Source organism: Pseudomonas sp. KH_046_2, from assembly GCF_057838985.1.
Map to the genome: position 1 here is coordinate 2,596,992 of NZ_CM174480.1, position 17,448 is coordinate 2,614,439.

Genomic DNA, 17,448 nt, shown 5'->3' on the forward strand with positions numbered 1-17,448 from the left:
GGATATTTCCGGGTGGATAAAAAAATGGTTAATTCGATTAATAGTTAATTGACATAACTATATCGGTCCTTTAATTTCCAGTCATCTTCAAGCCAAGAACAAGAGAGCAACGCCATGAGCAACTACGAAGGTCGCTGGACAACCGTCAAGGTCGAGATCGAAGAAGGCATCGCCTGGGTCATTCTCAATCGCCCGGAAAAACGCAACGCCATGAGCCCGACACTCAACCGGGAAATGATCGATGTGCTGGAAACCCTGGAGCAGGATCCGGCGGCCGGCGTGTTGGTGCTGACCGGTGCCGGCGAAGCCTGGACCGCGGGCATGGACCTCAAGGAATACTTCCGCGAAGTGGACGCGGGCCCGGAGATCCTCCAGGAAAAAATCCGCCGCGAAGCCTCGCAATGGCAATGGAAACTGCTGCGCATGTACACCAAGCCGACCATCGCCATGGTCAACGGCTGGTGTTTCGGTGGCGGCTTCAGCCCGCTGGTGGCCTGTGACCTGGCGATCTGCGCCGACGAAGCGACCTTCGGCCTCTCGGAAATCAACTGGGGCATCCCGCCGGGCAACCTGGTGAGCAAGGCCATGGCCGACACCGTAGGCCATCGTCAATCGCTGTACTACATCATGACCGGCAAGACCTTCGGTGGGCAGAAAGCCGCCGAGATGGGCCTGGTCAACGAAAGCGTACCCCTGGCGCAACTGCGTGAAGTCACCGTGGACCTGGCGCGCAACCTGCTGGAGAAAAACCCTGTGGTGCTGCGTGCGGCCAAGCATGGCTTCAAGCGCTGCCGCGAGCTGACCTGGGAGCAGAACGAGGACTACCTGTACGCCAAGCTCGACCAGTCGCGCCTGCTCGACACCGAAGGTGGCCGAGAGCAGGGCATGAAGCAGTTCCTCGACGACAAGAGCATCAAGCCCGGTCTGCAGGCCTACAAGCGCTGAGACTGATCGCCGGGTGCATCTGCGCCCCGGCGCTCTGCATCGCTCGACTGTATTCCCGATAAAGACAATAAAGAGGAATCACCATGCTGGACGTGCCCCTGCTGATTGGCGGCCAGTCGCTGCCTGCCCGCGACGGTCGGACCTTCGAACGCCGCAACCCGGTGACCGGCGAAGTGGTATCGCGGGTGGCCGCCGCCACCCTGGAAGATGCCGATGCCGCGGTGGCTGCTGCCCAGGCAGCGTTCCCCGCCTGGGCCGCCCTGGCGCCCAATGAACGTCGCACCCGTTTGCTCAAGGCCGCCGAGCAGTTGCAGGAGCGCAGTGAAGAGTTCATTGCAGCGGCCGGTGAAACCGGGGCCATGGCCAACTGGTACGGATTCAACGTGCGGCTGGCAGCGAACATGCTGCGTGAAGCGGCGTCGATGACCACCCAGATCAATGGTGAAGTCATCCCCTCGGATGTGCCGGGCAGTTTTGCCATGGCCCTGCGCCAACCCTGCGGCGTGGTGCTGGGGATCGCCCCGTGGAATGCCCCGGTGATACTCGCCACCCGTGCCATCGCCATGCCGCTGGCGTGCGGCAATACCGTGGTGCTCAAGGCTTCGGAGCTGAGCCCAGCGGTGCACCGCCTGATCGGACAGGTCTTGCAGGATGCCGGATTAGGCGATGGCGTGGTCAACGTCATCAGCAATGCCCCGGCGGATGCCCCGGCGATTGTCGAGCGGCTGATCGCCAACCCGGCGGTGCGACGGGTCAACTTCACCGGTTCAACCCATGTCGGGCGCATCGTCGGCGAGCTCTCGGCGCGCCACCTCAAGCCGGCCTTACTAGAGCTGGGCGGCAAGGCGCCGTTGCTGGTGCTCGATGATGCGGACCTCGATGCGGCGGTCGAGGCAGCGGCCTTCGGCGCGTACTTCAATCAGGGGCAGATCTGCATGTCCACCGAACGGCTGATCGTCGATGCCAAGGTCGCCGACGCCTTTGTCGCCAAGCTGGCGGCCAAGGTCGAGACCCTGCGCGCGGGTGATCCTGCATCGGCGGATTCGGTGCTCGGTTCGCTGGTGGATGCCAGTGCCGGAACGCGCATCAAGGGGTTGATCGACGATGCCCTGGCCAAGGGCGCACGGTTGGTGGTCGGCGGGCAACTGGACGGCAGCATTTTGCAGCCAACCCTGCTCGATGGCGTCAACGAGACCATGCGTCTGTACCGTGAGGAATCCTTCGGCCCGGTGGCGGTGTTGTTGCGCGGGGAGGGCGATGAAGCGTTGCTGCGCCTGGCCAACGACTCCGAGTTCGGGTTGTCGGCGGCGATTTTCAGTCGCGACACCGGGCGTGCCCTGGCGCTGGCCCAACGGGTCGAGTCGGGCATCTGCCATATCAATGGCCCGACCGTGCACGACGAAGCGCAAATGCCCTTCGGCGGGGTCAAATCCAGCGGCTACGGCAGCTTTGGCGGCAAGGCGTCCATCGAGCATTTCACCCAGTTGCGCTGGGTCACCTTGCAGCATGGACCGCGGCATTACCCGATCTGAACCGCAGAAATAACAATAAAAAGGCTGCAGCCACCACCATGCTCATTCGTCCGGCTTGGTGGTAGCGTGCCTTGATGGAGAACAAGCACGTGAGTTCCGAATTCAGATCGCAACCCCACACCGAGTCCGGCGCGCCGCGCTACCGTCACGTGGCCATCGGTCGCGCAGCGGTCGAGGTCACAGAACAGCAGGGCGCATTGCACATGCGTTCCCTGGAGCCATTGGCCGAGTATCCACCGCGACTGCTCGACCGTCTGGTGCATTGGGCCAAGGTGCGTCCCGAGCAGACCTTTATCGCCGCCCGCCAGGCCGACGGTGAGTGGCGTCGGGTCAGTTACGCCCAGATGCTCGACAGTGTCCGGGCCATCGCCCAAAGCCTGTTGAGCTACGGCCTGTCGGCGGACAAACCGCTGGTGCTGCTCTCGGGCAATGACATCGAGCATTTGCAACTGGCCTTTGGCGCCCTGTACGCGGGCATTCCCTACTGCCCGGTGTCGCCGGCCTATTCGCTGCTGTCCCAGGATTTCGCCAAGCTGCGTCACGTCTGCGAGCTGCTGCAGCCCGGCCTGGTGTTTGTCAGTGATGCGGCGGCCTACCAGCGTGCCATCGAGGCGGTACTGCCGGCCCAAACGCCTTTGATTACCGTCCATGGCCAAATCGCGGAGCGTAGCCAGGTCAGCTTTGCCAGCCTGCTTGAGCAGCCGGGCGGGGCCGAGGCCGAAGCCGCGTTTGCCGGCACGGGGCCGGACAGCATCGCCAAGTTCCTGTTCACCTCCGGCTCGACCAAGCTGCCCAAGGCGGTGATCACCACCCAGCGCATGCTGTGCTCTAACCAGCAGATGCTGTTGCAGACGTTTCCGGTGTTCGGCGAAGAACCGCCGGTGCTGGTGGACTGGCTGCCGTGGAACCACACCTTCGGCGGCAGCCATAACGTCGGCATCGTGCTCTACAACGGTGGCAGCTTTTACCTGGACGACGGCAAGCCCACGGCGCAGGGTTTCGCGCAGACCCTGCGCAACCTCAAGGAAGTGTCGCCCACCGCCTACCTGACCGTGCCCAAGGGTTGGGAAGAACTGGCCTCGGCACTGGAGCAGGACGCGGAGCTGCGGGAGATCTTTTTCAAGCGCATCAGTCTGTTTTTCTTTGCCGCGGCCGGTCTGTCGCAAAGTGTCTGGGACCGCCTCGACCGGATCAGCGAACAGCACTGCGGCGAGCGTATCCGCATGATGGCCGGGCTCGGCATGACCGAGGCTTCGCCGTCCTGCACCTTCACCACCGGGCCGTTGTCCATGGCCGGTTATGTCGGCCTGCCGGCACCCGGTTGCGAGGTGCGCCTGGTGCCGGTGGACGGCAAACTCGAAGGGCGCTTTCGTGGGCCGCACATCATGCCTGGCTACTGGCGTTCTCCGCAGCAGACCCACGATGCGTTCGACCCGCAGGGCTTCTACTGTTCCGGCGATGCGCTCAAACTCGCCGATCCGCGGGATCCGCAATTGGGGCTGATGTTCGACGGGCGCATCGCCGAAGATTTCAAGTTGTCATCCGGGGTGTTCGTCAGCGTCGGGCCGTTGCGCAGCCGCGCGGTACTCGAAGGTTCGCCCTATGTCCAGGACCTGGTGGTGACCGCGCCGGATCGCGAATGCCTGGGCGCGCTGGTGTTTGCGCGGATGTTTGAATGTCGGCGGCTGTCAGGGCTGGCGGCCAGTGCCAGCGACACCGAGGTGTTGGCCAGCGCGCCGGTACGCGAATGGTTTGCCGGCTGGTTGCAGCGACTCAATCGCGACGCCACGGGCAATGCCAGTCGCCTGGAATGGATCGCCTTGCTCGACGAGCCAGCATCCATCGACCGGGGTGAAATCACCGACAAGGGCTCGATCAATCAGCGTGCGGTATTGCAGTGGCGCGCGGAGCAGGTCGAGGCGCTGTATCGCGGGCTCGATCCGGGCATCCTGCGCGCCGGGGCGAAATCGTGAGCGAAGTCGTGAGTGCAGGCGGGCAGTACTCGGCCTTCGCCGATGCGGCGATTTTCGATGCGGTGCGCACGCCGTGGGTGGACCTCGGTGGGGCACTGGCCGAGGTGTCGCCGATCGACCTGGGCATCAAGGTCGGGCGCGAAGTACTGGCGCGCGCGAAAGTCGATCCGCTGGCGGTAGACAGCGTGCTGGCGGGCTCCATGGCCCAGGCCAGCTTCGATGCCTACATGCTGCCACGGCACATCGGCCTCTACAGCGGCGTGGCGCAATCGGTTCCGGCACTGGGGGTGCAGCGCATCTGCGCCACCGGTTTCGAACTGCTGCGCCAGGCCGCCAGGCAACTGGATGACGGCGTGCAATTGGCTTTGTGCGTGGCCACCGAATCGATGTCGCGCAATCCGATTGCGGCCTATACCCATCGAGGCGGTTTCCGCCTTGGCGCGCAAGTGCAGTTCAAGGATTTTCTCTGGGAAGCGTTGTACGACCCGGCTCCCGGGGTGGACATGATCACCACCGCCGACAACCTCGCGCGGCGTTATGGGCTGAGTCGCGAAGCGGTGGACGCCTACGCTTGCGCCAGTCACCAGCGGGCGTTTGCGGCACAACAAGCAGGCTGGCTGGCACCCGAGATCGTTGCCGTGGGGTGTCAGACGTTTGAACTGCAAGGCTATCAACCACGGGGCATCCGCCTGTCACGCGGCGTCGACACGGTGAGTGAAGACAGCCACCCACGGCCCGGAGACATCGCGGCATTGACCCGGTTGCGCAGCGTGCACGCAGGCGGGGTGCAAACCGCCGGCAACAGTTGTGCGGTGGTCGATGGCGCGGCGGCGGCCCTGGTCGGGCGTGCTTCGGCCTGCGTGGATACACCGTTGGCCTTGCTGCGGGCCAGCGCGGTGGTCGGGGTGGCGCCGGAGTTCATGGGCATCGGTCCGGCCCCGGCGATTCGCCTGCTGTTGCAGCGCAGCGGCTTGAGCCTGGAGCAGATCGACCGCTTTGAAATCAACGAAGCCCAGGCCGCTCAGGTCCTGGCGGTGGCTCAGGAACTGGAGCTGGATTGTTCGCGTCTGAACGTCCAGGGCGGTTCGTTGGCACTCGGCCACCCCTTGGCCGCCAGCGGCTTGCGTCTGGTGCTGACCCTGGCGCGACAACTGCGTGAGCACAATCTGCGTTACGGGGTCGCCGCGGCCTGTGTTGGCGGCGGGCAGGGCATGGCGCTTTTGATCGAGAACCCCGACTGGCGTGCCTGAGGTTTCCTCGGCTGACGGACAGCTTGTGTTGTACGGTAATGAGCGGTTCGGAACTTGGGTTTGAGGGTATTGATCTCGCTGCAACGGGGCGTCCAGCCCCGACGCTACTTGACCTCCTCAACCTCATAATTCACATAGCCGAACTCGTTGCTGCGAGCCGCCATGTATTTGCCGTTTTGCTCGAATACCGTGGCCTCGAAGGGTGTGCCGCCGAGTGTTGTCACTAGATGCCCGTCCTTGATTTCATATTTGGCCGGTACGCCAAACTGGCCGTCATGCAGCATGTTCAGGTATTCCCCTTGCGCAGGCGGCTTGCCATCGATGCTGGTGACCAGGCGCTGGCCTTCGGTGCCATAGACGATCTCGAACGTCTGGCCGGTGACGGTATTGCGCACCTTGATGGTTTTACCCACCACGTAGGCTTGCAACTGCTCGTCATTGAGCGCTTTGGCGCCTTCGGTTTTCAGCTGGTCGATGGTTTTGCCAGCAGCGACAAGTTTGCTGTCCTCAACTGTCGGCGTGTACCAGATCGGCGAGGTCCACGCACGTTCCTGGACGGTGGCCGAGACATCGGCCGGTGGCGGCAATTGCAACTTGGCCGCGTCATAGGTACTCCAGCGCGGGGTTGGAATCTGTAGCACGCGGGCGTAGTAGAACGCGTGCTGGGCCGGATCGAAATCCGGATCGACCCAGACTTTTTTCAGCTCGGTGGCACCAATGGTATTGGTGTAGGTCGCCTTGGAAACATCGACCGTAGAGCCCACCGGTGGGACTTTGCCGGTGGCCTGGTCCAGTTGGCGATCACCGGACCAGGCGACGTCGTAGACCTTCTCGAAGGTCTGGCCGTTTCTGGTCCAGCCCTTGATGATCTGGATTCGGTCGAGGTTGCCATCGTCGACATCCTTGACCGCCCACACCACGAAGGACGGCGTCTGTTTACCCTGTTTTGCCGGCAAGTCGCCGCCCATGGGAACGCCCTTGGCGTAGGCGGCATGCACCCAGTCTTTGTCGTTCCACAAACTGCTGTCGAAGCCCCAGCCACCAAACATGCGCACGGGGATGCGCACGCCGCTGGTGCCATAGACTTCTTTACGCTTCATGGCATCGAAGATCGATTCACGGGTGTTTTCTTCAGCCCACACGCCGGCCAAACCGGAGGTGCTGGTTTGCAGGGCCACCATGCCCGAGTTCTGTTTGCCGGAAATACGCGCTGCTGGGGTGCTGTCGGTAAAACCGTGGGAGCCGAAGTTGTTGTTCTGCGAATAGGGGATCACCCCGTTGTGCGAATCGCTGGCGCCGACCACACCCATTTTGTACGGGTTGTATCCGCGGGCTTGCTGCAAAGCCATGCCGTTTTGCCAGGCTTGCCTGATGTAACTGCCATTGAGTTTCGACGTGCTGTTGTCGATGCCAAGCAGGAAGCTCATGATTTCATAATTGGCAAATTCGTCGGTTGGCGACAGCTCGGGGTGGGTTTCGGAGGTGCCCTTGACCTGGTGAATTTCGGTGAGGGATTCATTGCGCATCCGCGTCTCGGCCCAGGCGGCATCGATGGGGCGGCCACGGTCATCTACGTCCACCGGAAACATCAGGCCGTTGCTGAGGTTGGCATTGTGCGAGATCGCCAGCACCTCGTTGCCTTTTTTGCGTTGATCGTCCATCCAGCCCCACAAATCCTCCGGTTTGTCTGAATCGAGGGCTGTGAAGGGCAGGTCCGGAACCTTCTTCGAGTCGCGGAAAAACACATTGCGGTGCATGTTTTGATTGTTGGGGGCTGAGGTCCATTCATAGGCGACAAACGTGGTGAACTTGCCGGGCTTGTAGTACTTGTCGGCGATGGCGATGTTCTGCTGCCAGATGTTGCCGGCAACCTTCGGATCAATCAGCTCCTTGATCGGGTGGCTCAAGCTGCCAGCGATCCATTTGAACACCCGGTTGAAATCTTCCGGGGTTTTGACAATCAGCTTTTGCGCGATGGGCAGCTTGCTGAAGTCTGACTTCGGATCGTTGGCCAGGGCGATCACGCCCACGTATTCCGAGTGGTCGGTCACGCCATGGAAATCCAGCGGGCGACCCTTGAGTTGTACTTCAAACCCCATTGGATGCTTGATCGGCATCCCAAGTGAGAATTGGTACGTCTGCTCGGGATCGACCTGGTGGTTGCCGATCAGGTAGGCATCGATCGACCAGGAGCTGTGCGAGTGCGTCTGGCCAAAGTAAACCTCGCGATCCTGGTTGCCCTCTGCCAATGCCAGCGTGCTGACAGTTAACACGGCACAACCGAGCAGTGTTGGCGCGGTGAAGTGTGTAGGGTTTTTCATATTCCACGTCTCCGGAATACGGCAATGACAGGGTGCAACTCAGGACAGGAAACTCGAGACTCTTTCGAAAAACCAGAAGGCAGCCAGCGTGCCCAACCCGTAAGAAGCAATCGGTCGGGCATACAGGACTGCAGGCCGTGGCAGTCGACAGCGCAGCAGCAGTGCACGCAGGCTCAACACGACGGTGACGAACATCAGCTGGCCGATCTCGACGCCGACATTGAAGGTGAACAGCGCCACCGGCAGGTCGCGCTGCGGCAAACCGATTTGCGCCAGCGCACCGGCAAAACCGAAGCCATGCAACAAGCCAAAACAGAACGCCACCACCCATGGCCACTGGAGGGTGAAACTGGTTTCGTCACGGTTCTTGCGGGCGATTTCCACCGCCAGCAACAGAATGCTCAGCGCAATCGTCGCTTCCACAGGAGGGCCGGGCAGCCGCACCGCACCCACTGTAGCGAGTGCCAGAGTGACGGAATGGGCGAGGGTGAATGCGGTGATGGTCTTCACCAGCATCCAGCCATTCCCCACCAGCAGCAGGAGACCGAAGACGAACAACAGGTGATCGAAGCCCCCCAGGATGTGTTGGATGCCATGGACCAGAAATGCACCGGCCACCGAAAACGCTCCCGGCGTGGCCGTGATCTCTATCCAGGGTTGCGCAGGATGGACGAGGGTGGTCGTCAGGCTACCGTCCAGGCGCGAGACACGCACCAGCACATCGGTGATGCTCGCTTGCAGACCGATGAATTCAATACGTTGCCCGACCAGTCCTGCGGGACCGGCATCAATGACTCGACGCTCGATCAGTGAATCGTCCAGTTCGCTTTCCACGGGCTCAACGACAGTGCGCACACCTTCGGCAAACCGGAGCGCAATCGGCAATCGCATGCCTGAAAGCAGCGGCGTGCGCCACAATGCGTCATAGCGCCCGACGGCCGTTTCGTTGAGTTCCAGGTAAGCGGGGCGCGACTCATGGGCCATGGCCGTCAGTCCCATGAGCCAGAGCACCAACAGCAGCCATACTGCGCGCCTCATCGCGGCCGCTGCGTCTGTGTGGCGGCAATCGCACCGGAGGAAGCAGGCATTATCACTACGACCTCATAGCGTGCTTTCAGCGCATCGAAACTCGCGCGTTTCGATGCGCTACGTTGTTCGGACAACCAATCGGACTTAACCTGCCGGGCCACGGTTTCGAAGGACGGAGGAGGTGATTTGGCCAGTGCATCAATCCACACCAGATGCCAGCCAAAACCCGACTCCACAGGCCCCACCCAACCCCCCGGCGTTTGCTTGAACAATGAAATGGCAAACGTTGAACCAAAGACTCGCGCCACCTGATCCCGGGATTGTTCTGTATAGGTGTTTTTAAACATGAAGGCATCGCCTTCACCACTGTACTTGTCAGACAGCCCACTGAGTGCGGACTGAGCCTGCGCCTGCGCATCCGCACCACGTTTGTCGAAGGCGAAAAACAAATGATGGAAGGTCAAAAGTGGCGGCGGGGCATATTGGTCCTGATGCTGGATATACCAGGCCTCAAGTACACCGGGTGCCGGTTCGCGAAGTGACGCTACATCCTCGGCGAGGAAGTCCATTTTTTGCGCCAGTCGGCGGCGAATAATAGTGTCGTCTTTATCCAGGCCAAGTTTCAGTGCTTCGCGATAGAGGATTTCCTCTTTCACATATTCCTCAATCAGGCCCTGCAACTGTTGCTCCGATGCGGGTCGTTGCCATCGTGCCAGCCAGGAAATCGCGATCCGCTGAACAACTTCAGGGGTGATTTCGATGCGTTGCGGATCTTGATCAAGGGTTGAACGGTGTAAACCTCCGTACAACACAAAGAGTGCAAAACCGGCGATCAGAAAGTGCAATAGCGGCTGGCGGAGGCATCGCTTGATTAACGAAAATCGAGATTCTTTCGCTTCGCAGACGCTAAAGTTCATGACTTATTGCCCCACGCCATACTGCGAATGGTTTTCGCAGCAGAATGGAGTATTGCTGCTGTACCGGAACTTTCCACCAAGGCTAATCACCATAAGCACTATGGCTTAGTAGCAATCGGATTAACCAATTCCCCAAGGCCGTCCAGTCTTGCACCTATACAATCCAGGACGGAGCGCCCAGGCACAATCAGTATACGAAGGCTACCGAAGTCGTCGGGCATGTCGCCATTTTCACCCGTCAGCGCGTCTTCCGGTGCAACGGGTTGGTACGGGTTGCGATATGACCGCTACCCCAGCGACGCCACGCTATTGAGCAAGGTCTTGACCAGTTGCGCCTGGCGCGTGGCGCCGGTCTTGGCGAACACGCCGCGCAAGTGGGCGCGCACGGTGTTGCGCGAAACCCCGAGCGCCTCGGCCGTCTCATCGAGGGTCTGGCCGTCCATGACCAGCATGGCCACTTCGGTTTCCGTGCGGGTCAGTTGGAACAGGCTACGCAGCAGGTCGCGCGAGGCTTGGGGCGAGTCGGCGGGATCGCGGATGAACACCACCACTGCCGGGCGTCGGGCGCTGTTGTGGGTCTGGTAGTTCATGGCAATCGGGCGCAGCAGCAGGTTCAGAGGCATCTCGCCGCTGGGCCGTGACAGGGTCAGGGCTTGCAGGTCGTTGAGGCCGCGCGGGCGTTGTTTCAACACCGCCTGGATGGCCTGCTGCAGTGTGCGGTTCTCATGGCCGGCGAAGGCACAGAGCTTGTCGTGCCTGCATTCCAGGCCGTCATGGCTGTCGAACAGGCGCTGGGCGGCACGGTTGCAGCGCATCATCCGGCCGTTCTCGTCGAGGATGGCCGTGCCCACCATCAGGCGGTCGATGGTGGCCGCGTAGAGCTGGCGTTCGGCATCCAGTTGATCGACCGCCGAGTGCAGGTCCACCGCCTGTTGCAGGTGCGGCAACAACAGGCGGATCAGATCGATCTGCGCAGGGGTGAAGGCTTCGCTGGCGTGGTCGCGGCAGGCGAACAGCGCGCAGTGCATGCCGGCGGCGGTGCGCATGTTGGCCACCAGCACATCGCGCAGGTCCAGGGGCTGCAGGTAGTTGCGGTAGAAATCATGGGCCAGCCAGGCCTCTGTGCCCAGCACCTGATCGGCACTGGCCACTTGGTCCGCAGGCCAGTCGAGGAACGGGCAGATCGAATAGAAGTGCTCGCTGTAAGAAGGCTCGCCGGGCAACAGCGCGCCATGCACCGAGGCATTGACGATCAGCCCGGGGCGTTCATGGTCGGGGTTGCGCAGCACCAGGGTGAAGAAGCTGACGGCGAAGCGCTGGCGCAGGGCTTCGAGCAAACTGGCCCAGGGCGTGGGTTCCAGCGTGCCGTGGTAGACCAGCCCGAGCAGGCTGCTGAGCTCGGCCGAGGGGATGTCGATGCTGGCGTGCAGGTCCGGGCAGGTGGAAAAGGGCAGGGTCATGCGCGCCTCTTTGGCTGCGTGTTGTCATGGGCGAGTATCGACCGGGGTCACGACGGTAAAATCGTCCGTTTGGCCTAGGCACTGACGGGCGCAGCGCATGCCCAGGGGGCAGGCTGCGCCCGCTAGCCGTTACAGCGCCAGCAAGGCTTCGACTATGCGTTCGGCGGCGGCCTCGGCGGACTCGAACTGGGTGTCGATATGGATGTCCGGCGCCACCGGCGGCTCGTAGGGCGAGTCGATGCCGGTGAAGTTCTTCAGCTCACCGCGCCGGGCCTTGAGGTACAGGCCCTTGGGGTCGCGCTGCTCGGCCAGGGCCAGCGGCGCATCGATGAAGATCTCGAGGAAGTTGCCGTCGCCGGCCAGGCTGCGGGCCATGTCACGCTCGGCCCGGAACGGCGAGATGAACGAGACCAGGGTGATCAGCCCGGCATCGAGCATCAGCCTGGCCACCTCCGAGACCCGGCGGATATTTTCCACCCGGTCGGCTTCGGTAAAGCCCAGGTCGCGGTTCAGGCCGTGGCGCACGTTATCGCCGTCGAGCAGGTAGGTGTGGCGGCCCAGGGCATGCAGCTTGCGCTCGACCAGGTTGGCGATGGTCGACTTGCCCGCGCCGGACAAACCGGTAAACCACAACACCCTCGGCGACTGGCCCTTGAGCGCAGCGTGGGCCTCGCGGTTGACGTCGATGGCCTGCCAGTGCACGTTCTGCGCACGGCGCAAAGCGAAGTGCAGCATGCCGGCACCGACCGTGCGATTGCTCAGGCGGTCGATGACGATAAAGCCCCCGGTATCGCGGTTGTCGGCATAGGCATCGAAGGCGATCGGCCGGTCCAGGTGCAGGTTGCACACGCCAATGCCATTCAGCTCCAGGGTCTTGGCCGCCAGGTGCTCGAGGCTGTTCACATCGACCCGGTGCTTGAGGTTGGCGCAGCTCATGCCGACGGTGCGGCAACCGATTTTCATCAGGTACGGGCGGCCCGGCAACAGGGGCTGTTCGTCCATCCACACCAGGGTCGCTTCGAACTGGTCGGCCACCGCCGGCGGGGCGTCGGCCAGGGCGATCACGTCGCCGCGGCTGATGTCGATCTCGTCCTTGAGGGTCAGGGTCACGGCCTGGCCGCACAGGGCTTGCTGCTGCTCCCCGGCGCTGCCAAGGATGCCGGTGATCTCGCTCTGCTGGCCCGAGGGCAGCACACGGATGCGCTCGCCGACGCGCACGCTGCCGGCCACGACGTTGCCGCAGTAGCCACGAAAATCCAGGTTCGGCCGGTTCACCCACTGCACCGGCAGACGGAACGCCGCGCGGCTCTGCCGGTCCTGCTCCAGCGGTACGTCTTCAAGGTAGGCAAGCAGGCTCGGGCCCTGGTACCAGGGCGTGTTGGGGCTGGCCTGGAGCATGTTGTCGCCACGCAGCGCCGACAGCGGGATGCACTGGATATCCTGCAGGCCGATCTGTGTGGCGAAGGCGCGATACTCGGCTTCGATGCGCTCGAACAACGCCTGGGAGTAGTCCACCAGGTCGAGCTTGTTGATCGCCACCACCACCTTGCGGATGCCCAGCAGCGACACCAGGTAACTGTGCCGGCGGGTCTGGGTCAGCAAGCCCTGGCGGGCGTCGATGAGGATCACCGCAAGGTCCGCGGTGGACGCGCCGGTGACCATGTTGCGGGTGTACTGCTCGTGGCCGGGGGTGTCGGCGACGATGAACTTGCGCTTGTCGGTGGCAAAGAAGCGGTAAGCCACATCGATGGTGATGCCTTGCTCGCGCTCGGCGCTCAGGCCGTCCACCAGCAGCGCGAAATCCAGTTCGTCGCCCTGGGTGCCGAGCTTTTTCGAGTCGGCTTCGAGCTGGCCCAATTGGTCCTCAAAGAGCGCCTTGGACTCATACAGCAGTCGGCCGATCAGGGTGCTCTTGCCGTCGTCGACACTGCCACAGGTGATGAAGCGCAGCAGTTGCTTGTTCTGCTGTTGCTGCAGGTAGGGCGTCAGGTCGCCATTGCGTGCGTCGGTGATCGCGTTCATCAGAAATACCCCTCTTGTTTCTTCTTCTCCATGGAACCCGCCGAGTCGCTGTCGATCAGCCGGCCCTGGCGTTCCGAGGTGCGGCTGACCAGCATCTCGCCGATGATCGCCGGCAGGTTGTCGGCGTCACTGTCGATGGCGCCGGTCAACGGGTAGCAGCCCAGGGTGCGGAAGCGCACCTTGCGCAGTTCCGGGGTTTCTCCCGGCAGCAGCGGCAAGCGCTCGTCATCGACCATGATCAGCGTGCCGTCACGGCGAACCACCGGGCGCTCCTTGGCGAAGTACAAGGGCACGATGGGGATCTGTTCCAGGTAGATGTATTGCCAGATATCCAGTTCGGTCCAGTTCGACAGCGGGAACACCCGCAGGCTTTCACCCTTGCGTTTGCGTGTGTTGTACAGGCGCCAGAGCTCCGGGCGCTGCTGCTTGGGGTCCCAGCGGTGCTGCTCGGAGCGCAGGGAAAACACCCGTTCCTTGGCCCGCGACTTTTCTTCGTCGCGCCGGGCGCCGCCGAACGCGGCATCGAAACCGTAGTGGTCCAGGGCCTGCTTCAGGCCCTGGGTCTTCCACACATCGGTGTGCACGGCCGAGCCGTGGACGAAGGGGTCGATGGCCTTTTCCACGCCTTCGGGGTTGATGTGCACCAGCAGTTCCAGGCCCAGGCGTTCGGCGGTCTGGTCGCGAAAGGCGATCATTTCGCGAAACTTCCAGGTGGTGTCCACGTGCAGCAGGGGGAAGGGCGGCTTGCCCGGGGCGAAGGCTTTCATCGCCAGGTGCAGCATGACCGCGCTGTCCTTGCCGATGGAATAGAGCATCACCGGGTTTTCACACTCGGCCACCACTTCGCGGATGATCTGGATGCTTTCCGCTTCCAGCCATTGCAGATGAGTCAACATCGGATACCTCCTCGTGTTCTGCCGGGATTGGCGCCGGCTGAACATCACGGTAGGTAAAGCACCGCCGGCACTTCTTCGTCTGCTCGGACGAAGAGGCGCCGGCAGCTGAAGGTCACGCGACGGACGCGTACAGCGTCTCGGCCCGGATCTTCAGGGCGTGGGCAACGGCATCGAACCCCTGTTTCACCCAGGCGCCATGATCGGCCATGACCTGGTCGGCGGTGGCGCCGAGGAACTGGTCGGTGGTGTGGTAGCGGCAACGGGCCGCGCCGGTGTGCTCGATGTGCTGCTCGCGACGGGCAGCGTCGGGATTGCCGGCGTTGGCATACATCTCCCAGGCGAGCAGCCGGTGGGGTTCGAAGTCCGCCAGGTACTCGATCACGTGCAGCAGTTCACCTGGCCGCCCCGGATTGGGCAGGAACAGGTTGACCGGCTCGCCGAGCACCAGGCTCGACTCGACCTTGACCGTGTAGGGGTTCCACTGCGGGTAGGCGGGCAGGTCGATGAGGATTGCCCAGACCAGTTCGGCCGGTGCGGCGATGTCCACGGTCAGCGAACGGACCAGGTTTTTTTCTGCGCTCATGGGTGGCTCCTGTGAGGATGACTGCGCGCCACGGGCGGTGGCGCCAGTGAGCCCTGGGCTCAGGCGCGATCCTCACCGCTTGTACCCGGCGGCTCCTCGTCCGCCCGGACTAGATCGGGCGTTTAGTCCGCACGGACGAAGAACCGTTGCCGGGCTTCTCCCTAAGGTCGTGTTCAGCGGCGGGCCCTCCGCCGGCAGAGGAGACAGACATGGCTACAGACACCCCCCAACAGGAGGTCATCAGCGGTGAGACCTGGACCCGGTTTTGCGAGCAGTTGCGCCGCAGCGGCGAACAGATACTGCGTGCCGAAGCCCCGGCCGACGAGCAGACCCGCGCCGAAGGCTTTCGCTACCTCACCCGCTTGCTGCGCATCGCCCTGGAGATGCACCTGGAGTTCGCCGACCCCGACTTCCCCGGCTTCATCACCCCCTCCCATGAAACCGCCAAGATCGGCGCCGACAACCCGGACAACCTGTACCGCTATGCGCGCCTGAACGGCGAGCACGAATACCGGGTCAGCGGCCAGCGCGGCAGTGTCGCCTACCTGAGCTTCGGCTCGCAGAAGGGGGGGTACGAGACTGACGGCAAGATGATCCAGACCGGCTTTATCGACGCCGGGCAACTGCAGCTGGATGCCGAAGGCAACTTCGAAATCATCCTCAGCCAGCGCCCGCCGGCCAGCGGCAACTGGCTGCCCCTTGAGCCGCAGAGCAACGCGCTGATCGTGCGCCAGACCTTTCTCGATCGCAGCAGCGAGCAACCGGCGCAACTGCGCATCGAGCGCCTGCAGGCCAGCCAGGCACCCGCGCCGCTGGACGCCGCGGGCCTGCAGCAAAGCCTGCAGCGGGTCGGCAGTTTCGTCGAGAACACCGCACGCTTGTTCGCCGACTGGGCCCAGGGTTACCAGCAACACAGCAACCAACTGCCGCCCGCCGACCAGGCGCTGTGCCAGGCCGTGGGTGGCGACCCCAACATCTTCTACTACCACTCCTGCTGGGCGCTGGCCGAGGACGAAGCGCTGCTGATCGAGGTCGACCAGGTGCCGACCTGCGACTTCTGGAACCTGCAGATCAACAACTACTGGATGGAGTCGCTCGACTACCGCTATCACCGCATCTGCCTGAACAAGCATTCGGCGCAGCTTGCGGCGGACGGCAGCCTGCGCATGGTCCTCAGTCACCGTGACCCGGGCCTGGCCAACTGGCTGGAAACCGCCGGCCATCCCCACGGCACCCTGTGTCTGCGCTGGGTCGGCGCCAGGCAACCGGTTCATCCGACCACCCGCGTGGTCAAACTCAATGACCTCAAGGAGCTGGCAGTATGAACGGCAACGATTTTTCTCCGGACCTGCTGCTGACCGAGGCCAGCGCTCGCGCAAGTGGCCTTGAGGATTTCGGCCCGGGTGATTTTCGCCAGGGCCTGGTGGTGCTGGCTGACGCTCTGGAAAAAGAAGCACGGTTGTCGTCCCAGGGGCGTGCGCTGTTGCGCGAGAAGCTGCTGGCGCAACTGGTCAACCGCCTGGTGATCGAAGACCACTGTCGACGCTTCCCGGAAATCCTCGAACTGCAAATCAACGACCCGTTGGTGATCGTCGGCCTGCCACGCACCGGCACCACGCTGCTGCAACGCACCCTGGCGGTGGACCCGCAGTTCAGCAAGGCGCAGTGGTGGGAAACCCGTTACCCGGCGCCCCTCGGCGGGGAGACCCTGGAGCAACCGTTGCAGCGCCTCGGCCGGGCGCGCGCCGAAGTGGCGGCGATGATCGAGTTCCTTCCGCAGTTGCTGGCCATCCACCCACTGGACGCCGAACAGCCCGACGAAGAGTTCATGTTGATGGAGCACTCGTTCCTCTGCGCCATGGACTCCTACGTCAACGTCCCCAGCTACACCGCCTGGCTCGACCGTCAGGACCAGACCCAGGTCTACCGTTACCTCAAGCGCTGTCTGCAGTTCCTGCAATGGCAGCAGGCGCGCCGTGGCATCGCCCCCGGTCGGCGCTGGTTGCTCAAGAGCCCGCAGCACCTGCATACCCTGGAGCTGTTGTTCGAAGTGTTCCCCGGGGCGCAGGTGGTGCTCACCCATCGCGAACCGGCCAGGACCATTCCCTCGCTGGCCAGCTTCATCCATACCCTGTGGCAGCTGTACAGCGACCAGGCCGATGCCCAAACCGTCGGCGAGCAGTGGAACCGGCGCATGGCGCGGGCCTTGCGCCATGCCATGGCGGTGCGCGACGGCATGCCGGCCGAGCGCTTTCTCGACGTGCAGTTCGAAGACACCCTGGCCGCGCCCCTGGCAGTGGTCGAGCGCATCTATCGTTTCGCCGGCCTTGAATGCACGCCAAAGGTCCAGGCGGCCATGGGCCAATGGTTGTCCGCCAACGGCCGGGAAAAACGCGCTGCCCATCACTACAGCCCTGACCAGTTCGGCCTCAGCGACGCACTGCTGGAACGTGACTACGCCGAGTACCGTGCCCGGCATCTGCAAGCCTGAGCCTGTCCCAAAACAATAAGAGGATTCAT

At 62.9% G+C, this 17,448-nt stretch carries 13 protein-coding genes; 6 read left to right on the forward strand and 7 right to left on the reverse strand.

Translation table 11 applies throughout. From position 1 onward, the window contains the following. Window positions 1–114 precede the first annotated feature (114 nt). The 4 genes from AC3IX1_RS11845 to AC3IX1_RS11860 all read left to right on the forward strand — a co-directional run bounded on the left by AC3IX1_RS11845 (window position 115) and on the right by AC3IX1_RS11860 (window position 5,700). A complete protein-coding gene (locus tag AC3IX1_RS11845; RefSeq protein WP_046038330.1) occupies window positions 115–945 on the forward strand; it encodes a p-hydroxycinnamoyl CoA hydratase/lyase in 831 nt (276 codons plus the stop codon). Window positions 946–1,028: 83 nt separating this feature from the next. After that, complete coding sequence (locus AC3IX1_RS11850) at window positions 1,029–2,477, forward strand: aldehyde dehydrogenase (RefSeq protein ID WP_489388317.1); 1,449 nt, start codon at window positions 1,029–1,031, stop codon at window positions 2,475–2,477. Window positions 2,478–2,566: 89 nt separating this feature from the next. Continuing rightward, complete coding sequence (locus AC3IX1_RS11855; RefSeq protein ID WP_489388318.1) at window positions 2,567–4,450, forward strand: feruloyl-CoA synthase; 1,884 nt, start codon at window positions 2,567–2,569, stop codon at window positions 4,448–4,450. Between the two features lie 8 nt (window positions 4,451–4,458). Beyond that, the gene (locus AC3IX1_RS11860) at window positions 4,459–5,700 is read left to right on the forward strand and encodes a thiolase family protein (RefSeq protein WP_489388726.1); all 1,242 of its coding nucleotides are present in this window, start codon (window positions 4,459–4,461) and stop codon (window positions 5,698–5,700) included. A gap of 104 nt (window positions 5,701–5,804) precedes the next feature. Here AC3IX1_RS11860 and AC3IX1_RS11865 read toward each other — a convergent pair whose 3' ends face one another. From AC3IX1_RS11865 to AC3IX1_RS11895, 7 genes are all read right to left on the reverse strand, one after another. After that, window positions 5,805–8,021 carry a DUF3604 domain-containing protein gene (locus AC3IX1_RS11865; RefSeq protein ID WP_489388319.1) on the reverse strand — a complete coding sequence of 739 codons (2,217 nt, stop codon included), beginning with the start codon at window positions 8,019–8,021 and terminating at the stop codon, window positions 5,805–5,807. A gap of 39 nt (window positions 8,022–8,060) precedes the next feature. Beyond that, window positions 8,061–9,059 carry a HupE/UreJ family protein gene (locus AC3IX1_RS11870; protein WP_489388320.1) on the reverse strand — a complete coding sequence of 333 codons (999 nt, stop codon included), beginning with the start codon at window positions 9,057–9,059 and terminating at the stop codon, window positions 8,061–8,063. Next, window positions 9,056–9,967: a peptidyl-prolyl cis-trans isomerase gene (locus AC3IX1_RS11875; RefSeq protein ID WP_489388321.1), complete on the reverse strand. Its 912-nt coding sequence runs from the start codon at window positions 9,965–9,967 to the stop codon at window positions 9,056–9,058. The genes AC3IX1_RS11870 and AC3IX1_RS11875 overlap by 4 nt, the downstream gene beginning before the upstream one ends. 287 nt (window positions 9,968–10,254) lie before the next feature. Beyond that, entirely contained in the window at window positions 10,255–11,427 is a 1,173-nt protein-coding gene (locus AC3IX1_RS11880) for a helix-turn-helix transcriptional regulator (RefSeq protein WP_489388322.1), read from the reverse strand. A gap of 129 nt (window positions 11,428–11,556) precedes the next feature. Then, complete coding sequence (gene cysN / locus AC3IX1_RS11885; RefSeq protein ID WP_489388323.1) at window positions 11,557–13,449, reverse strand: sulfate adenylyltransferase subunit CysN; 1,893 nt, start codon at window positions 13,447–13,449, stop codon at window positions 11,557–11,559. After that, window positions 13,449–14,390: a sulfate adenylyltransferase subunit CysD gene (gene cysD / locus AC3IX1_RS11890; protein WP_489388727.1), complete on the reverse strand. Its 942-nt coding sequence runs from the start codon at window positions 14,388–14,390 to the stop codon at window positions 13,449–13,451. The genes cysN and cysD overlap by 1 nt, the downstream gene beginning before the upstream one ends. Before the next feature lie 67 nt (window positions 14,391–14,457). Then, on the reverse strand, window positions 14,458–14,928 hold the full coding sequence (locus AC3IX1_RS11895) for an SRPBCC domain-containing protein (RefSeq protein ID WP_489388324.1): 471 nt from the start codon (window positions 14,926–14,928) through the stop codon (window positions 14,458–14,460). Between the two features lie 209 nt (window positions 14,929–15,137). On the opposite strand from AC3IX1_RS11895, the gene AC3IX1_RS11900 reads away from it, so the two are divergent. Together AC3IX1_RS11900 and AC3IX1_RS11905 are read left to right on the forward strand one after the other, a co-directional pair. Next, window positions 15,138–16,253, forward strand: coding sequence for a DUF1214 domain-containing protein (locus tag AC3IX1_RS11900; protein ID WP_489388325.1), 1,116 nt, complete (start codon window positions 15,138–15,140; stop codon window positions 16,251–16,253). After that, window positions 16,250–17,419 (forward strand): sulfotransferase family protein, encoded by a 1,170-nt coding sequence (locus AC3IX1_RS11905; protein WP_489388326.1) that lies wholly within the window; start codon window positions 16,250–16,252, stop codon window positions 17,417–17,419. Before AC3IX1_RS11900 ends, AC3IX1_RS11905 begins: the two co-directional genes overlap by 4 nt. Window positions 17,420–17,448 lie beyond the last annotated feature (29 nt).

Excerpts from the sequence above, each read along its gene's own strand:
- AC3IX1_RS11845 (WP_046038330.1), top strand. The coding sequence starts at position 115 with ATGAGCAACTACGAAGGTCGCTGGACAACCGTCAAGGTCGAGATCGAA.
- AC3IX1_RS11850 (WP_489388317.1), top strand. The coding sequence starts at position 1,029 with ATGCTGGACGTGCCCCTGCTGATTGGCGGCCAGTCGCTGCCTGCCCGC.
- AC3IX1_RS11865 (WP_489388319.1), bottom strand. The coding sequence starts at position 8,021 with ATGAAAAACCCTACACACTTCACCGCGCCAACACTGCTCGGTTGTGCC.
- AC3IX1_RS11870 (WP_489388320.1), bottom strand. The coding sequence starts at position 9,059 with ATGAGGCGCGCAGTATGGCTGCTGTTGGTGCTCTGGCTCATGGGACTG.
- AC3IX1_RS11875 (WP_489388321.1), bottom strand. The coding sequence starts at position 9,967 with ATGAACTTTAGCGTCTGCGAAGCGAAAGAATCTCGATTTTCGTTAATC.
- AC3IX1_RS11880 (WP_489388322.1), bottom strand. The coding sequence starts at position 11,427 with ATGACCCTGCCCTTTTCCACCTGCCCGGACCTGCACGCCAGCATCGAC.
- cysN (WP_489388323.1), bottom strand. The coding sequence starts at position 13,449 with ATGAACGCGATCACCGACGCACGCAATGGCGACCTGACGCCCTACCTG.
- cysD (WP_489388727.1), bottom strand. The coding sequence starts at position 14,390 with ATGTTCAGCCGGCGCCAATCCCGGCAGAACACGAGGAGGTATCCGATG.
- AC3IX1_RS11895 (WP_489388324.1), bottom strand. The coding sequence starts at position 14,928 with ATGAGCGCAGAAAAAAACCTGGTCCGTTCGCTGACCGTGGACATCGCC.
- AC3IX1_RS11900 (WP_489388325.1), top strand. The coding sequence starts at position 15,138 with ATGGCTACAGACACCCCCCAACAGGAGGTCATCAGCGGTGAGACCTGG.
- AC3IX1_RS11905 (WP_489388326.1), top strand. The coding sequence starts at position 16,250 with ATGAACGGCAACGATTTTTCTCCGGACCTGCTGCTGACCGAGGCCAGC.